We start from the raw sequence: 14,796 nt of genomic DNA, 5'->3' as shown, positions 1-14,796 counted from the left end.
TTACGCCATCCCCATCAACTGATCGAAAGGCACCTTCTCTTCGGTGACCTTGGCCTTTTCCAGCACGTGCGCGACGACGTTGTCCTCCAGCACGATGGCTTCGATTTCGGCACGGCGCTGGCGGTCGGACAGGTAATAGCTGACAACCTGGGCGGGTTGTTCGTAGTTCTGCGCGAACTCTTCGATGCGGGCGCGCACCTGCTCCGGCTTGGCCTGCAACTGCGCCTGCTTGACGAGCTCGGACACCAGCAGGCCCAGACGCACGCGGCGCTCGGATTCGGCGGCGAAGGCTTCGGCGGGAATGGGCACCGATTCGGCGTTGGGCACGCCGCGCTGCTTCAGTTCCTCGCGGGCGGCGGCCACGCGGCTCTGCACGTCGTTGTCGACCAGCGCCTTGGGCACGTCGAACTTGCCCGCCTCGACCAGGGCGTCCATCACGCTGGCCTTGGTGCGGCCTTGCGAGCGGGCCTTGACCTCGCGCTCGATGTTGCTGCGGATGTCGGCCTTCAGTTTCTCGACGTCGCCTTCGGGCTGGCCGAGCGACTTGGCGAATTCGCCATTGACTTCGGGCAGCACGCCTTCGGCCACTTCCTTCACGGTGATGGTGAATTCGGCGGTCTTGCCGGCGACTTCCTTACCCTGGTAGTCATCGGGGAACTTGAGCGGGAAGACCTTGGTTTCGCCGGCCTTCAGGCCGCCGGCGGCTTCCTCGAACTCGGGCAGCATGCGGCCCTGGCCGAGCACGAACGCGAAGTTCTCCGCCTTGCCGCCGTCGAACGGCACGCCGTCGATGGTGCCGGCGAAATCCAGGGTGACGCGGTCGCCGTCCTGGGCCGCGCGGCCGTCGCGGGCTTCGTAGGTGGCGCGCTGCTTGCGCAGCACGTCGAGGGTCTTTTCGACCTCGGCGTCGGTCACGGCGGTGTCGTAGCGCGTGACGGACAGCGTGGAGAGGTCGGGGACGGCGACTTCGGGATAGACCTCGAACGTGGCGGTGAAGGCCAGCGTGCCTTCCGCGGCGCCTTCGGTCTTGGGTTCGAGGCTGGGAGCGCCGGCGACGCGCAGCTTGGCGCCGTCGATGGCGGCTTCGAAAGCGCGGCCGACCTGGCTGTTGATCACGTCATAGCGGATGCCGGGGCCATGGCTGCGCTCGAGCATGGCGAGCGGCGCCTTGCCGGGACGAAAGCCCGGCACCTTGGCCGTGCGGGCCACGCGCTTCAATTGCGCCTGGACTTCCTTTTCGACGTCGGCCACCGAAACGGCCAGATCAACACGGCGCTCGAGGCCGGAGAGGGTTTCAACCACAGGCTGCATTAAAAGACCTATATTCCGAAAGATAAAAAGATGACGGGCGGATAAACGCGCCATTTTACCGGAAACTGCCGCCCCCCTGACACAACGGGGCGCGCCCCCCGGATAAGCCCGGAGGCCCGCGCCCCGTTTTCGGCGGAAAAGGCGGCCTGCCGGCCCGGTCACTTGGCCGTGGCGATGCGCTCCTCGATGTGCTGGGCGCGCTTGGCCGAGGACGGGTGCGAACTCATCATATCGCTCTTGCCGCCATCCAGCTCGGCAAGCTTCTGGAACGCCGTCACCAGGCCGCGAGTGTTGAGCTTCTTGGCATGCAGCAGGTCGAAGGAGTAGTCGTCGGCCGCGCTTTCCTGCGACTGCGAGAATTGCGCGTTGATGAACTTTTCGGTCAGGTCGCCCAGCTGGGACGAACTCAGGGCCGAGACGGCCGAGTTGCCGGCGGCGCCGGCGGCGTCGCGGGCGGCGGACACCGTGTAGGCGGTCTGCATGGCCTTCTTGCTGTGGCCCAGGGCCACGTGGCCGATCTCGTGGCCCACCACGCCCAGCACCTCGTCGTCGTTCATCATGTCCATCAGGCCGCTGTAGACGCGGATGCAGCCGTTGGCCATGGCCCAGGCGTTGACGTCCTTGGTGATGTAGACCTTGTAGTTGGCGCGCTGTCCGTTGACCGTGGCGCCCAGCGACTTGGCGAGCTTCTGCAGGCGGGCGTCGTACTTGCTGCCCGGCGCGGCGATCTTCTCCTGGGAGTCGCTTTGCGCGCAGGCCTTGTCGGACAGCGCCTTGATGTCGGCGTCGCTGAGCGTGGCGGCCTGCACCACTTTGCTGCCCGCGCCGATCATCCCGCCGATGTCCAGAGCGTGCGAGGCGGAGAACGGGGCAAGCGCGAGGGCGAGCGCGGCGGCGGTGTAGCGGATCTTCATGGAAAAAACTCCTGTGTGCAGACGGGGATCGTCCCGAGTGAGGCCGCATTCTATATAGGGCCGCAAGAGACGCGCCGCTTCGCCACAGAGTTTCGCAAATGCGAAATCCGCTTACATAAATGTGCGCCCGCCGTGGCGCGAACGTGGTAGGCGCCGCCCTCCCCGCGTCGGCGGACGGGGTTGCAAAGCTGACGGCATTGTTAAAATTGCCGCCCGCTTTTTCCACCCACGGCTCGCATCTACCCCATGATTGAAAATCAGACTCCCCGGCTGGGCCTGCTGCCCGCCCTCATCTTCAGTTCCCGCTGGCTGCAGCTGCCCCTCTACCTGGGGCTGATCGTGGCCCAGGGCGTGTATGTCCTGCTGTTCCTCAAGGAACTCTGGCACCTGCTGACCCACGCGACGAGTTTCGGCGAGATGGAAATCATGCTCATCGTGCTCGGCCTGATCGACGTGGTCATGATCTCGAACCTGCTCGTCATGGTGATCGTGGGCGGCTACGAAACCTTCGTGTCGCGCCTGCGGCTGCAGAACCACCCGGACCAGCCCGAATGGCTGAGCCACGTCAACGCCAGCGTGCTGAAGGTGAAGCTGGCCATGGCGATCATCGGCATCTCTTCCATCCACCTGCTGCGCACCTTCATCGAGGCCGGCTCCCTGGGCGCGCCGGGCACGCGCTTCACCGAGTCGGGGGTAATGTGGCAGACCATCATCCATGGCCTCTTCATTCTTTCCGCGCTGGGCATCGCCCTGGTGGACAAGCTCGTCACGCCGCCGCCCGGACGCCATTGAGCGCCTATTGGGCGCCCGCGGGCCGCTGCGGGCTCCCGCGGCTTTCGGCGGCGCAAGGCAAAAAAGCCCCTTACGGGGCTTTTTTGCTGCAGCAAGGGCGATGCGCCCGCGCCGGTCAGGGCGTGACTTTGATGTTCTTGGCGCTGGGCCCCTTGGGGCCGGTGCCGATGTCGAAAGTGACGCGCTGGTTCTCCTGGAGCGTCTTGTAGCCCTCGCTGCGGATTTCCGAGTAGTGGGCGAAAAGATCCTTGCTGCCGTCGTCGGGCACGATGAAGCCGTACCCCTTTTCGGCGTTGAACCATTTGACGATGCCGGTTGCCATAAGTACCTGTCCTTCCAAGCGTGTGAGAGCGATAGCCCGGGGCGCCAGATCATCAAGAATGCCGGGGGCGGAACTGCCGGAGGCAAAAGCCCCGCATCGCTGACGGCGACAGTAAACGGAGACCGCGTCGCTTGAAAATCTCGCTGGGATTTCAGTTTATGGGGGTTCGCTGAAAAATGCCATGGGTGCGCGCATGCCCGAGCCGCCCGGCAGCCCTCCGGCCCCGCCGCGCGGCGGCCTTTTTTGCCCTTTTGACCCCGGCAAAAACCATCGCATACACAAATATTTTCATGTAGCCAACCACGGATACATGCCGGCCGCCGCTTAACAGATTAAGCAACGGCCTGCGGTTCCCGGAGGGGCCGGGCCGCGCCCCGCACGCGCCAACCCTAGCCGGCGAACCCGCCCGCGTCCAGAAAAGCCTGCTCGGCGGCGGAGGTTTCGCGGCCCAGGAGCGCATTGCGGTGGGGAAAGCGGCCGAAACGCTCGATGATGTCGCGGTGCACCAGCGCCCAGCGCAGCGGCTCCTGCCCCAGAGGCTCCATGAGCGCGACCGCCCTTTCCTGCGCCTGCGGGTCTTCGGCGTGCTCGAAAGGCAGGTAGACGAATTGCCTCATGGCGGCATCGACCCGCTGGTCGAGCCCCGCGTCGACGGCGGCCTGCGCGAATGCGCGCGCCAGCGGATCGGTGGCGAACATGTGCGCCGTGCCGCGGTAGGCATTGCGCGGAAACTGGTCGAGAAGGATGACCAGCGCCAGCACGCCCTCGGGTTCGGCCGACCAGGCGTCGAGGCGCCGCGCGGCGGCATCCATGTGCGCGGCCTCGAAGCGCTGCCGGAATTCCCGGTCGAACGCGGGGCTCTTGCTGAACCAGCGCGCCGGCCCGGCCGCGCGCCAGAATCGCACCACATCCCGGAATGCCGGGGACCGGGAAGAAGAAAGATCGGCCATGGAAACTCCGCTCGGGCAGCGGGCGCCGCGGCGCCCAAAACAAAAAAGCCCCTTGCGGGGCTTTTCTCGGAGAGCCGGGTTCTTACAGAACCTGGATCTTGGTGGCCTGCGGACCCTTGGGGCCGTTGGCCGTCACGAAGCTGACGCGCTGGTTTTCTTCCAGGGTCTTGAAGCCCGTGGCCTGGATTTCAGAGAAGTGGGCAAACAGATCCTTGCCGCCCGCTTCCGGGGTGATGAAGCCATAGCCCTTTTCCGAATTGAACCACTTAACAACGCCGGTTTCCATACTGTATTTCCTAGAGATAATGAGCAAACGCCCGGGGATCACGAATCAATCAAGGAGGGGACAGTAGAACAATAACGCTAAGCCGGAAAAGGCACGGCACTGATCGAAAATCGCAACGCTTGTGATCGTGTGCCGTAACTATGATTTATGTTCCCCTCACAAGTCAACATAATCCTAAAAAACACGTGCCAATAATGCAACAAAGAGAAACCACGTTGAAAATCCGCACTTTTCACAGGCAATAGAACGCCCGGCACGCGTGCAAACCACCCATGCGTAATAAAAATATCGGCTTAAATAAGCTATAAGCGCCGTCCCGCGGCAGCGCACAAAAGTCCTAGGCCGTTGGCACGACGTCGGGCGGGAGCCGGGGTCTTACTCGTCTATGGGCAAACCCAGCAAGTCGAGTGCCGCGCCAAAGGCGTCGGCATCGGCGCAAAGGAAAACCGCAACGTCGCCAGGGTTCATATTTTCCAGAACCTGATCGATCTGTTCTTGCGCATTATCAACATCGTCGACATTTGCGGCGTGTATGTCCGCGCCGGCGTCGACTTTTTCGCGGGGAACGATGTCAGCGATCGCATTGAGATCGGTGACGCCCGTGACAACGTAGGTGCTGATGCTTTCGCCATCCAGCGTGGTGTCCAGCGCTACGCCGCCAGGCACGTCGGCAACCAGCCGACTCTGTATTTCCATTTCCATCTTCCTTGATCCGCGGGACGTGGCCCGCCTGGGCGCGCACGCAGGCGCGCGCACACCCAGGCGCGACTATAACAGCCCTGGCCCGGGATGGGTCGGCGCGCTTTACGCTTTTCCGGCTTTCGGACCGATGGGACGGCGCGCCGCCCCCGACGTGGCCGCCACGCGGCGGCAGCGCACCTCCGCGGCCGCGAGCACCGTCTTGAGCGCCTGCTGCGCCTGCTCGAACGAGACCTGGTCGGATCCGGCATGGCGGCAGGCGAACAGCTGCGCCTCCAGCCGGGTGCGGCGCGCCTTGCGGTTGCCGCTTTCCTGGGCCAGCCATTGTCCGACCCACTCCGCCGCCGACCGGGCGTCGCCCTGCGCCTTCAGGCGCTCCTGCAGGTCGAAAACGAGCACGCCCGAGACCCGGCCTGCCTCGTCGCGCGCCAGGAATAGCCTGGCCGCTGCGCCGGAGTAGCCGGGAACGATGGCAAGGCAATCACGTTCGGCGGGTTTCTTCATGATGCACACTCGGTGAAAGGGAAAAGGCGAGACTGTAACCCGTGGTGCCAGCAGGACTGGAAACCCGGCAACTCTGCTATTGTGGATTCATTCCCTCCCAGCCCCGACGAGGTGCACATCATGCAACGCGATTTCGATCTGGTGGTTTCCATTCTGGGCGCGCTGCGCGACGCGTCCGGCCCGAACCTGAGCACACACGACATCAAGAACGCCGCGCTGGCGCCCCACCCCGAGGAACAGGGCCTGCAGGTGGTGGCCCACCATCTCGAACTGCTGGCCGACGCCGGGCTGGTGAAGCAGATCAGCGAGACGGCCGCCAACGCCGGCGCCACGCGCTGGCGCCTGACCTGGAAAGGCTACGACGCCCTCGAGCAGAACGAGGACGACGAGGACGAGGACGAGGACGAAGAGGACTACGAGGAAGAGGAAGACGAAGAAGACGAAGACTGACGCCCGGCCTCGCGCCGGCGCCGGATGCGGCGCGTCAGCAAGGCCGACGCCGACGCGATTACCAGCGTGAACATGGCCGCGGCGATTGCCAGCATGCCCGCCATGTCGCCGAAGCCGCCCCGGGGGGCGAGCAGCGCGACGCCCGCCAGCACCGCGATGGCCCAGACCGCCACGCCCGCGAACGTGCGGCCGGCGGACGCCATGCGGCCGCACAGCGAACCCACGGCCAGGGCGGCCGCGACCAGCGCGGCCATGGACCAGAACAGATATTCGTATTGCACGGCGGACGGCCCTCCTCCCAGGCATCGAGGCGTCCCGCATTATAAGGACGGCGACCGGCGCAACCGGCCCGTTTTCCTAGAAGCGGAAGCGGTAGCCGATGCTGGCCGTGAGTTCGTGACTCACGCTGGCGCCATGCCCGTACTGCACGTCCACGAAAGCGCCGTGACGGCCGGACTCCACGCCCAGCCCTCCGCCCAGCTGCCAGCGGTTGCCTGGCAGCGCGACGTGATAATCGGTGTTGCCGAAAGACACGGTGTCGTCGTGGGAGAACTGCTTCAGGTAGGAAGCCTTGACATAGGGCTGCATCACACCGCCCTGCTGCAGCGCGATGCTGCGGCCGGCGCGCAGGCCCGCCCTGCCCTGCACCGAAGTCTGGCTGCTGCGCGTGTAAATACCCTGGAGCTGGGGCTCGACGAACCAGCCCGAGCCCAGGTTCCAGTGATAGCCGGTTTCGATACTGCCTGAATAAGTGGTGTGCGACACGTTGTCGGCGTATTCGCCGCGGTCCAGCGGGAGGTCGAAACGCACGTCCTGCTCGATCCGGCCCACCTTGTTCACCACGTCGAGGTACAGGCCGCTCTGGTGCTCGTACGACAGGTAGATGCCCGCATAGCGGCTGTCGATCTTGCCGTGCGTGCCGAATTCCGCGTCCTGCCCGGACCGCGACATGCCGACAAAGCCGCCGAGGTAGAGCGTGCCCGCCTGCCCCGCCCAGGCATAGTCGGCGCCTGCCGAGACCGCGCTGGCGTCCTGGTCGAACGCGCTGGCGTCGGCGGTTTCGACCTGGTAGCCGCTGGCCGCCCCGCGCAGCCAGAAACCGCCCCGCTCGGGACGGGTGCGCAGCTCGCCCTGGCGCTGCGCCACCGTGCCCAGTTCGGTGTCGAGCAACATGATGGAGGCAGTCTGGCCCATGGCGATCGCGTTGGCGCCGCGGTCTGCCACCGCCTGGCGGTATTCGGCCAGCAACCGGCGCTGCGCCTCGAGCGCGGCCTGCTTCTGCGCTTCGATCGCCGCGCGCTGGGCTTCGAGCGCCGCGCGCTGGGCGGGCGTCAGCGACGCCGCCATGCCCGGCCGCCAGGCAGCCGCGGCGCCCGCCGCCAGGGCGGCCAGCAGCGCGCAGCGCAGGACGGCGGCGGAACGCCCGGAGAACGCGGGCAGGAAAGATTTCGGATGGCGCAGGGAGGGATTTTTCACAATTTCTCTATATTCGATACAAAATACAATACCGAATTGTAGAAACCGGCCCCGGGCTCCGATGCGGCGAAATACATGGGTTTCTGGCGGCTGTTCACCCGCTCGCCGTCTCCGCCCCGGCGGCCTGCGTGAAAAACAACAGGCCCCGCAGTGCGGGGCCCATGGGCCTTGCGGCCGGATCAGGCGACGGCGATGGCGCTGATCTCCACCAGCGCGCCGTAATGCAGCGCGCCGCAGGGCACGACGGTGCGGGCGGGCCGGTGCGCGCCGAAGTAGCGTTCGTAGGCGCGGTTTACCTCGGGCCAGTGCGCGATATCGGCCACATACACGGTAACGCTCGCCACCGCGCCGGGCCCCGCTCCGGCCGCTTCCAGGATGGCGCCCAGGCTGGCAAGCGCCGCCTCGGTCTGCGCCGCGATCCCGTCGGCCAGGCGCGCCGGCGCGCCGGATCCGTGGCGGGACAGGAAACCCAGCTGGCCCGACACGAACAGGAACCCATTGGCCCGCACGGCCTGGGAGTAATGCCCGGCGGGCGGCGTGGCCCGCGGCGAGAACACGATATCCATGAAAGCCCCCCCATTCACCAGCCGCGGAAACGGCTCCAGCGCGCCACGACGGCGCGGCTGCCTGCGCGCACGACCTCGTAGGCATCGTGCTGGGCGCAAGTGGCGCAGGCGTGATTGGGCATGATGCGCAACCGCGCGCCGATGGGCAGGTCGGGCAGCGCGCGGCGGCTGCCGGGCCGCAGGCGGATGATGCCCTGCTCCTGGTTGGTTTCGGCCAGCAGAAGATCGGGCAGCACCTCGCCGTCGATATCGCACACCAGCCCGTAGGCCTGGTCCACGGGCTGGCTGGCGGTGCCCCGGTCGCGCGACATGGCCATCCAGCCGGCATCGACCAGTATCCAGCCCTTTTCGCGCTGGTGGCCGATGACGGTGGTCAGCACGGTTGCGGCGATGTCCTGCACGCCGCACACGCCGAGCCCGGCCATGACCAGATCGAAAAACACATAAACCCCGGCGCGCACTTCGGTCACGCCTTCGAGGCTGCGCGCGAAGTGGGCGGTAGGCGTCGAACCCACACTGACCACGGGACACGGCAGGCCCGCGGCGCGCAAGGACCGGGCGCAATCGACCGCCGCGCGGCGCTCCTGCTCGGCCATGGCGGCGATGGCATCCAGGCTGCGGCAACCGTAGGATTCGCCCGCATGCGTCATGACGCCGCGCAGGCAGCCGGCGCCGTGCAGAATGCGCCCGATTTCCAGCAGCGCGGCCGTGTCCTGCGGCTGCACGCCGGCGCGGTGGCCGTCGCAGTCGATTTCGATCAGGGCGGGAATCGCCTCGCCCTCTTGCGCCGCGCGCCGCGCCAGGGCGCCCGCGGCTTCCGGGTTGTCCACCACGACGGTCAGATCGGCGCCGGCGCGGCGCAGCGCCAGCACGCGGTCGAGTTTGGCCGGCGTGACGCCGACGGCGTAGAGCAGGTCGGTGATGCCGGCCGCTGCGAACTGTTCGGCTTCCTGCAGCGTGGATACCGCGGCGGGCCCCCGCGGCCCGCTCATGACGCGATGCGCCACTTCGATCGATTTGGGAGTTTTCAGGTGCGGGCGCAGGCCGACGCCGTGCGCGCGCATGATGGCCGCCAGACGCTCGATATTGCGCGTCATGCGGGTTTCGTCCAGGATCAGGCAGGGCGTGTCGAGCTGGTCCAGCGTGGAGGTGGCGGGCGAGGAAGACATGGCGATGGGGAAATAAAGAAGGAAACTGGCCACAAGTATCGCCTGTCCGGCGATCCGCATGTTTAATATGCCATTAACCTCGCATTAAGGCGTTTATGAATGATAACCACCGATGACCTGCGCTTTTTCCTCACGCTCTCGGCCACCTCGTCCCTGGCCGAGGCGGCCCGGGCGCTGGACGTTACGCCGCCCGCGGTCACGCAGCGCCTGCATGCGCTGGAAAAGCGGCTGGGCGTGCGGCTGGTCAACCGTTCCGGGCGGGGCACCGCGCTGACCGACGAAGGCCGGCTGCTGGCGCTGCGCGCGGGCCAGATATGCGGCGAGCTGAACCATCTGGCCGATGAGCTGACCGGCCGGCGCGGAGTGGTGGCCGGGCACCTGAGGGTCGTCGCGCCGCTGGGTTTCGGACAGCGCTACATTGCCCGGCTGGTGGCCGGGTTCCGCGGCGGCAGCGAGAACGTGACGGCCAGCCTCACCCTCTCCGATGGCCCGCCGCGCCTAGCCAGCGACGACTGGGATGTCATGGTGCACATCGGCGAACTGCGCGATTCCACGCTGGTGGCGTATCCGCTGGCGCCCAACCGCCGCCTGCTGTGCGCGGCCCCGTCCTACTTGGCGCGGCGCGGGGCCCCGGCCAAGCCCGAAGACCTGCGCGACCACGACTGCATCGCGCTGCGCGAGAACGACGAAGACGCCACGCTATGGCGCCTGCGGCGCGGACGCGGGCCCGCCGTGGGCGTGCGCATCGCGCCGGTGCTGTCTTCCAACGCCGGAGCCGCCGCCGTGCAGTGGGCGCTCGACGGGCATGGCATCGTGATCCGCTCCGAATGGGACGTGGCGCAATACCTACAGTCCCGGCAGCTCGTGCCGCTGCTGCAGGGATGGTCGCTGCCCGACGCCAATATCGTGGCCCTGGTGAAATCGAGGCACGAACTCCCGGCCCGGACCGCCGGCTTCCTGGCCGTGCTGCGTGAGCATTTCGCCGAGCCGCCGTGGCGGCCCCGGCGGCCGGCTGCGCCGGACGCATGAGGCGGTTGGCCGGCCCGCGCGCGCCCCCGCCTAAAGCAGTATGGAGATCATGCCCAAGCCTTGCTACGCTGGTCACATCGCGGGAGGCAGGCCATCATGAACGAACAGATCCGCATGCTTTGCATCCAACCCGACTCCTTCGGGGCGCGCTTCGCCTTCCTGGGCGTGGCGCTGCGCTGGTCTATCGGCCTGTCGCCGCGCCCGCAAACCCTGGTCATCGGCCCGCACGAACTGGAACTGGTAGGGTCGGAATCGGCGTTCTGGCGCTTCGCGCTGCGCCACGCCGTCATGGGCGAATCCCTGCTCATCACCCGCCGCGGCCGCTGGGACGTGGCGGGATCGGTGGACGGCGACGTGGTGCGGGCCTTCGGCCGCAAGTTCGCCCTGAGGCACTGCCTGTACTGAAAAACGCCCGCGCCGGCGCAGGGCGCGCCCGCCTGCCGGCGCTCAGGCGCCCGCGTGCCGCTTGCGGTGAAAGGCCGCCATCGCTTCGGGCGTCCAGCGTTCCCTGGCCTCTTCCCTGCAGCAATTCCGGTAGATGAGCGCGCCCACCGCCAGGAAGCGGGCCATCTCCGCCTCGCTCAGCGCCGATTGCACGGCGGCCAGACAGTCCGCATAGGCGGACAAGGCGCCATACCAGCCGTCTTCCGAATCCGGCGCCGCCGGCCAGTCGATCATCCTGGCCATCATTTCGCTTTGATCCATACTGCCCCCGGTTCCTCGCCGCCCGGGCGGTTGCGGCCCATGCCTGCCGCCGGCCCGCCTCGCCCGCGGCCATGGCCAGCGTTTCAGCAAGCGTCGTGCCCGGACCGGGGCCGCTCCCCTGCGGCCGTCGGGCAAAGCGGGTAGGATTCAAGCCTCGCAGAAAGGAGCCTCACCGTGAACGTCGAAATCCGCCCAGCCCGCCCCGGCGATGCCGAGCTGATCCATGCCTTCATCACCGAGCTGGCCATCTACGAACGCGCGGCCGATCAGGTCGTCGCCGGCGTCGAAGACATCCGCCGCAGCCTCTTCGCCGACGGCGCGCCGTCCCGGGCCTTGATATGCGAGCGCGACGGCAAGCCCATCGGCTATGCGGTCTATTTCTACAGCTACTCGACCTGGCTGGGACGCAACGGCATCTACCTGGAAGACCTGTATGTCACACCCGAGCACCGCGGCATCGGCGCCGGCCGCGATCTGCTGCGCCACATCGCCCGCGAGGCCGTGGCGCAAGGCTGCGGCCGCCTGGAATGGAGCGTGCTGGACTGGAACGCCCCGGCCATCGATTTCTACGAATCCATCGGCGCCCGGCCCCAGAAAGAATGGGTGCGCTACCGCATGGCCGGCGACGCGCTGGCCGCCTTCGCGGAAGGCCGCCGGGGCTAGAACTCCGGCAGATCGAACACCGTATGCAGGGTCGAACTGGGCGCCGGCGCCGAAACCAGGCGTTCGCAACCGTCGTCGTCGACCAGCACGCGCACCGCGCGCCGGGCCACGGTGACGCCCTCGCTGAACGCGGTTTCGACGTCCATGCCCTGCTTGATGAGATCGATGACCTCGGACGCCGCCGCGGTGACGGGCTCGCTGATCCATCCCGGCGCGCCCCGCTCGGCCTGCCCCACCCGGACATACGCCACATGACCGCTGATGGGCTCCTTGCGCACCGCGACGATCACGTACAACGACGACATGCTGGCTCCTCCCTTGATCCAAGGCCAGCATGCTAGCGCACGCGCGCGATGCGCGCATGGCGACGCTCAGGGCTCGATGTCGATCGGGGCAAAGGACTTCACCAGGTCGTCCAGCCGCTTGAGCTGCGCCAGGAAAGGCTCCAGCTTGTCCAGGGGCAGCGCGCTGGGTCCGTCGCACTTGGCGTGGGCGGGATCCGGATGCGCCTCGAGGAACAGGCCCGCCAGCCCCACCGCCATGCCGGCGCGGGCGAGTTCCGCGGCCTGCGCGCGCCGGCCGCCGGAGGCCGCGTCCAGCGACGACCGCTGCTGCAAGGCGTGGGTAACGTCGAAAATGACCGGCCGGTTGTCGCACACCTTCTTCATGACGCCGAAACCCAGCATGTCCACCACCAGGTTGTCGTAGCCGAAGCAGGTGCCGCGGTCGCAGAGGATGAGCTGGTCGTTGCCTGCCTCGGTGAACTTCTCGACGATGTTGCGCATCTGGCCGGGGCTCAGGAACTGGGGTTTCTTGATGTTGACGACGCGCTGCGTCTGCGCCAGCGCCACGACCAGGTCGGTCTGGCGGGCCAGGAAGGCCGGCAGCTGCAGGATGTCGGCCACCTCGGCCACCGGCGCGGCCTGCCAGGGCTCGTGCACGTCCGTGATGACAGGCACGCCGAACTCCGATTTCACCGCCTCGAAGATCCGCAGTCCTTCCTCCAGGCCCGGGCCGCGGTAGGAATGGATGGAAGAACGGTTGGCCTTGTCGAACGATGCCTTGAACACGTACGGAATGCCCAGGCGCGTCGTGACGCGCTGGTATTCCTCGCAGGCGCGCAGCGCGAGCTCGCGCGACTCCAGCACGTTGATGCCGCCGAACAGTACGAAAGGCCGGTCGTTCGCGCAGGAAATCGACGAGGAGATGAAAACTTCGAGGGCGGTCATGATGAGCAATCCTGTGTGTCTGTGCCGATAGTCCGTAATGTACAACCGGCAGGGACCGCGCGCCGCCCGCGCTCAGCCGCCGGAGGTCATGCGCCGCAGCACGCCGTCGCGCATCATGTAGTGGTGCCACAGCGCCGCACAGGCATGCAGCCCGGCCAGCACAATGATGCACCATGCCACCGTGTTGTGGAGGTCGCCGTAGAAATGGCGCACGTCCCGGCTGAGGGGAATCAGCGTCGGCACGTCGAACAGGCCGAAAAACGAAAACGGCTCGCCCTGCGCCCAGCGGAACAGGAAGCCCAGCACGACCTGGGCCGCCATCAGTGCGTAGAGCAGGAAATGCGCCCCCACCGCGGCCAGGCCCGGCAGCCCGCCGGAGGCGCGCGGCAAACGCCGGCCGGCGCTGAGGCGCCACACGATGCGCACCAGCAGCACGGCCGCGAACGCCAGCCCGAAAGAGACGTGCAGGGATTGCAGCAGCTTGCGCGTCGGCGTGCCGCGCGGCAGGAAGGCCCAGATTTCCGCCAACGCGAAAAGGCCCACCACCAGGATGGCGGTCAACCAATGGAGGACGATGGTGCAGCGGTCGTAGTGCGCAGAGTTGGCGGTGTCCAAGGCGTGATCCGGGCGTTAGCGGCTTGGGGGCTCTTTCAGGAGGCTTTCGGGCAAAACATTTTTCAGCTTAGCCAGCCCATGCTTACGGCATCCTGACCCGCCCACGCCTTCAGTCGCCGGCGTCCCGGGTGGATACCAGCCGGAATGCCAGCGCGCCCAGCACCCCGCCCGCAAGCGGCGCGGCCCAGAACAGCCAGAGCTGTTCGAGCGCCCAACCGCCCACGAATACCGCGGGCCCCGTGGAACGCGCGGGATTGACCGAGGTGTTGGTGACCGGAATGCTGATGAGGTGGATGAGCGTGAGCGCCAGCCCGATCGGTATGCCCGCCAGGCCGGCCGGCGCGGATTTGCGGGTCGCGCCCAGGATCACGAACACGAACCCCGCGCTCAGCACCAGCTCGCAGATCAGCGCCGCCTCCATCGAATACTTGCCCGGGGAATGCGCGCCATAGCCGTTGGCCGCGAAACCGCTGCCAACGAGGTCGAAACCGAGCTTGCCGCCGGCGATCGCGGACAGCACCGCCGCCGCGGCCACGGCTCCCAGCACCTGCGCCGCCATGTAGGGCACGATATCGCGCCAGGGAAAGCGCGCCCCCGCCGCCAGCCCCAGCGTGACCGCCGGATTGAAATGTCCGCCCGAGATGTGCCCGACCGCGAACACCATGGTCAGCACCGTCAGCCCGAACGCCAGCGCCACGCCCGCGAAACCGATGCCCAATTCCGGAAACGCCGCCGCGAGCACCGCGGAGCCGCAACCGCCCAGCACCAGCCAGAACGTTCCAAAAAACTCGGCGCCGCAGCGCTTGGGCAATGAGTACATGCGTGTCTCCGGGACGATGGGATGCCGGCCGGGCCGCCGGCGCGGCGCGCGTGCCTGCACAGCATAGGCGCCGGGCGCGTCTGCCCGGCATCGTCCGCACGCACGACACCCCTGGCCCGGTGGTCCGTATAAGGGTGTGAACCACTGTGGCACCTACAACGACTGAGGATACGCAATTCGACTGACAGCACAGGGCGGGGTGGGGTTCCCGGCGTATAGAAGCACCACCGACCGGAAAGCAAAACCCGCCCGCTCTCGCGCGGCGGGATTCGAGCCTGGAGCGCCCAATCTCCGGA

The 14,796-nt window shown here is 67.1% G+C and carries 21 protein-coding genes; 5 read left to right on the top strand and 16 right to left on the bottom strand.

Going from position 1 to position 14,796, the window contains the following annotated elements:
• Positions 1-1,311, bottom strand: a complete 1,311-nt coding sequence (gene tig, locus NGJ44_RS06165) for a trigger factor (RefSeq protein WP_053243925.1) — start codon at positions 1,309-1,311, stop codon at positions 1-3.
• Positions 1,312-1,469: 158 nt separating this feature from the next.
• Positions 1,470-2,225, bottom strand: a complete 756-nt coding sequence (gene loiP / locus NGJ44_RS06160) for a metalloprotease LoiP (RefSeq protein ID WP_251863414.1) — start codon at positions 2,223-2,225, stop codon at positions 1,470-1,472.
• Positions 2,226-2,471: 246 nt separating this feature from the next.
• On the opposite strand from loiP, the gene NGJ44_RS06155 reads away from it, so the two are divergent.
• Positions 2,472-3,017, top strand: a complete 546-nt coding sequence (locus tag NGJ44_RS06155) for a TIGR00645 family protein (protein ID WP_053243923.1) — start codon at positions 2,472-2,474, stop codon at positions 3,015-3,017.
• 115 nt (positions 3,018-3,132) lie between these two features.
• Here the strand turns inward: NGJ44_RS06155 and NGJ44_RS06150 are convergent, their stop codons facing one another.
• The 5 genes from NGJ44_RS06150 to NGJ44_RS06130 all read right to left on the bottom strand — a co-directional run bounded on the left by NGJ44_RS06150 (position 3,133) and on the right by NGJ44_RS06130 (position 5,778).
• The gene (locus NGJ44_RS06150) at positions 3,133-3,339 is read right to left on the bottom strand and encodes a cold-shock protein (RefSeq protein WP_053243922.1); all 207 of its coding nucleotides are present in this window, start codon (positions 3,337-3,339) and stop codon (positions 3,133-3,135) included.
• 389 nt (positions 3,340-3,728) lie between these two features.
• The gene (locus NGJ44_RS06145; protein ID WP_053243921.1) at positions 3,729-4,289 is read right to left on the bottom strand and encodes a DUF924 family protein; all 561 of its coding nucleotides are present in this window, start codon (positions 4,287-4,289) and stop codon (positions 3,729-3,731) included.
• An 82-nt stretch (positions 4,290-4,371) separates the two neighbouring features.
• On the bottom strand, positions 4,372-4,575 hold the full coding sequence (locus tag NGJ44_RS06140; protein WP_053245399.1) for a cold-shock protein: 204 nt from the start codon (positions 4,573-4,575) through the stop codon (positions 4,372-4,374).
• 375 nt (positions 4,576-4,950) lie between these two features.
• Positions 4,951-5,271: a hypothetical protein gene (locus tag NGJ44_RS06135; protein WP_053245398.1), complete on the bottom strand. Its 321-nt coding sequence runs from the start codon at positions 5,269-5,271 to the stop codon at positions 4,951-4,953.
• A 108-nt stretch (positions 5,272-5,379) separates the two neighbouring features.
• A complete protein-coding gene (locus NGJ44_RS06130; protein WP_251863413.1) occupies positions 5,380-5,778 on the bottom strand; it encodes a hypothetical protein in 399 nt (132 codons plus the stop codon).
• Positions 5,779-5,898: 120 nt separating this feature from the next.
• Between NGJ44_RS06130 and NGJ44_RS06125 the strand changes: the two genes are divergently transcribed.
• Positions 5,899-6,228 carry a DUF2513 domain-containing protein gene (locus NGJ44_RS06125; RefSeq protein WP_053245404.1) on the top strand — a complete coding sequence of 110 codons (330 nt, stop codon included), beginning with the start codon at positions 5,899-5,901 and terminating at the stop codon, positions 6,226-6,228.
• Here NGJ44_RS06125 and NGJ44_RS06120 read toward each other — a convergent pair.
• From NGJ44_RS06120 to NGJ44_RS06105, 4 genes are all read right to left on the bottom strand, one after another.
• Positions 6,192-6,509, bottom strand: a complete 318-nt coding sequence (locus tag NGJ44_RS06120) for a hypothetical protein (RefSeq protein ID WP_251863412.1) — start codon at positions 6,507-6,509, stop codon at positions 6,192-6,194. The two genes, NGJ44_RS06125 and NGJ44_RS06120, sit on opposite strands and share 37 nt — an antisense overlap.
• A gap of 76 nt (positions 6,510-6,585) precedes the next feature.
• Positions 6,586-7,704: an autotransporter outer membrane beta-barrel domain-containing protein gene (locus tag NGJ44_RS06115; protein ID WP_251863411.1), complete on the bottom strand. Its 1,119-nt coding sequence runs from the start codon at positions 7,702-7,704 to the stop codon at positions 6,586-6,588.
• Between the two features lie 179 nt (positions 7,705-7,883).
• On the bottom strand, positions 7,884-8,270 hold the full coding sequence (locus NGJ44_RS06110; protein WP_251863410.1) for a RidA family protein: 387 nt from the start codon (positions 8,268-8,270) through the stop codon (positions 7,884-7,886).
• A gap of 14 nt (positions 8,271-8,284) precedes the next feature.
• Positions 8,285-9,367 (bottom strand): alanine racemase, encoded by a 1,083-nt coding sequence (locus tag NGJ44_RS06105; RefSeq protein WP_502802115.1) that lies wholly within the window; start codon positions 9,365-9,367, stop codon positions 8,285-8,287.
• Between the two features lie 171 nt (positions 9,368-9,538).
• Here NGJ44_RS06105 and NGJ44_RS06100 point away from each other — a divergent pair, with 171 nt between their 5' ends.
• The gene (locus tag NGJ44_RS06100) at positions 9,539-10,468 is read left to right on the top strand and encodes a LysR family transcriptional regulator (RefSeq protein WP_251863409.1); all 930 of its coding nucleotides are present in this window, start codon (positions 9,539-9,541) and stop codon (positions 10,466-10,468) included.
• Between the two features lie 96 nt (positions 10,469-10,564).
• Positions 10,565-10,873, top strand: a complete 309-nt coding sequence (locus tag NGJ44_RS06095) for a hypothetical protein (RefSeq protein WP_251863408.1) — start codon at positions 10,565-10,567, stop codon at positions 10,871-10,873.
• 42 nt (positions 10,874-10,915) lie between these two features.
• On the opposite strand, the gene NGJ44_RS06090 is transcribed toward NGJ44_RS06095, so the two are convergent.
• Positions 10,916-11,173 carry a hypothetical protein gene (locus tag NGJ44_RS06090; protein ID WP_053244892.1) on the bottom strand — a complete coding sequence of 86 codons (258 nt, stop codon included), beginning with the start codon at positions 11,171-11,173 and terminating at the stop codon, positions 10,916-10,918.
• Positions 11,174-11,347: 174 nt separating this feature from the next.
• Here NGJ44_RS06090 and NGJ44_RS06085 point away from each other — a divergent pair, with 174 nt between their 5' ends.
• Positions 11,348-11,836, top strand: coding sequence for a GNAT family N-acetyltransferase (locus NGJ44_RS06085; protein ID WP_053244893.1), 489 nt, complete (start codon positions 11,348-11,350; stop codon positions 11,834-11,836).
• Here the strand turns inward: NGJ44_RS06085 and NGJ44_RS06080 are convergent.
• The 4 genes from NGJ44_RS06080 to aqpZ form a co-directional block, all read right to left on the bottom strand.
• On the bottom strand, positions 11,833-12,141 hold the full coding sequence (locus NGJ44_RS06080; RefSeq protein WP_053244894.1) for a hypothetical protein: 309 nt from the start codon (positions 12,139-12,141) through the stop codon (positions 11,833-11,835). The two genes, NGJ44_RS06085 and NGJ44_RS06080, sit on opposite strands and share 4 nt — an antisense overlap.
• A gap of 66 nt (positions 12,142-12,207) precedes the next feature.
• Complete coding sequence (kdsA, locus tag NGJ44_RS06075; RefSeq protein WP_053244895.1) at positions 12,208-13,065, bottom strand: 3-deoxy-8-phosphooctulonate synthase; 858 nt, start codon at positions 13,063-13,065, stop codon at positions 12,208-12,210.
• A 72-nt stretch (positions 13,066-13,137) separates the two neighbouring features.
• The gene (locus tag NGJ44_RS06070) at positions 13,138-13,680 is read right to left on the bottom strand and encodes a cytochrome b (RefSeq protein WP_251863407.1); all 543 of its coding nucleotides are present in this window, start codon (positions 13,678-13,680) and stop codon (positions 13,138-13,140) included.
• Positions 13,681-13,789: 109 nt separating this feature from the next.
• Positions 13,790-14,500: an aquaporin Z gene (gene aqpZ / locus NGJ44_RS06065; RefSeq protein WP_053244897.1), complete on the bottom strand. Its 711-nt coding sequence runs from the start codon at positions 14,498-14,500 to the stop codon at positions 13,790-13,792.
• Positions 14,501-14,796 lie beyond the last annotated feature (296 nt).

Source organism: Achromobacter sp. Marseille-Q4962 (genome assembly GCF_943737005.1).
In the GTDB taxonomy this organism is placed as follows: domain Bacteria; phylum Pseudomonadota; class Gammaproteobacteria; order Burkholderiales; family Burkholderiaceae_B; genus Achromobacter.
Note: the sequence above shows the minus strand (reverse complement) of the source record. Positions and strands in the feature narration are given on the sequence as shown.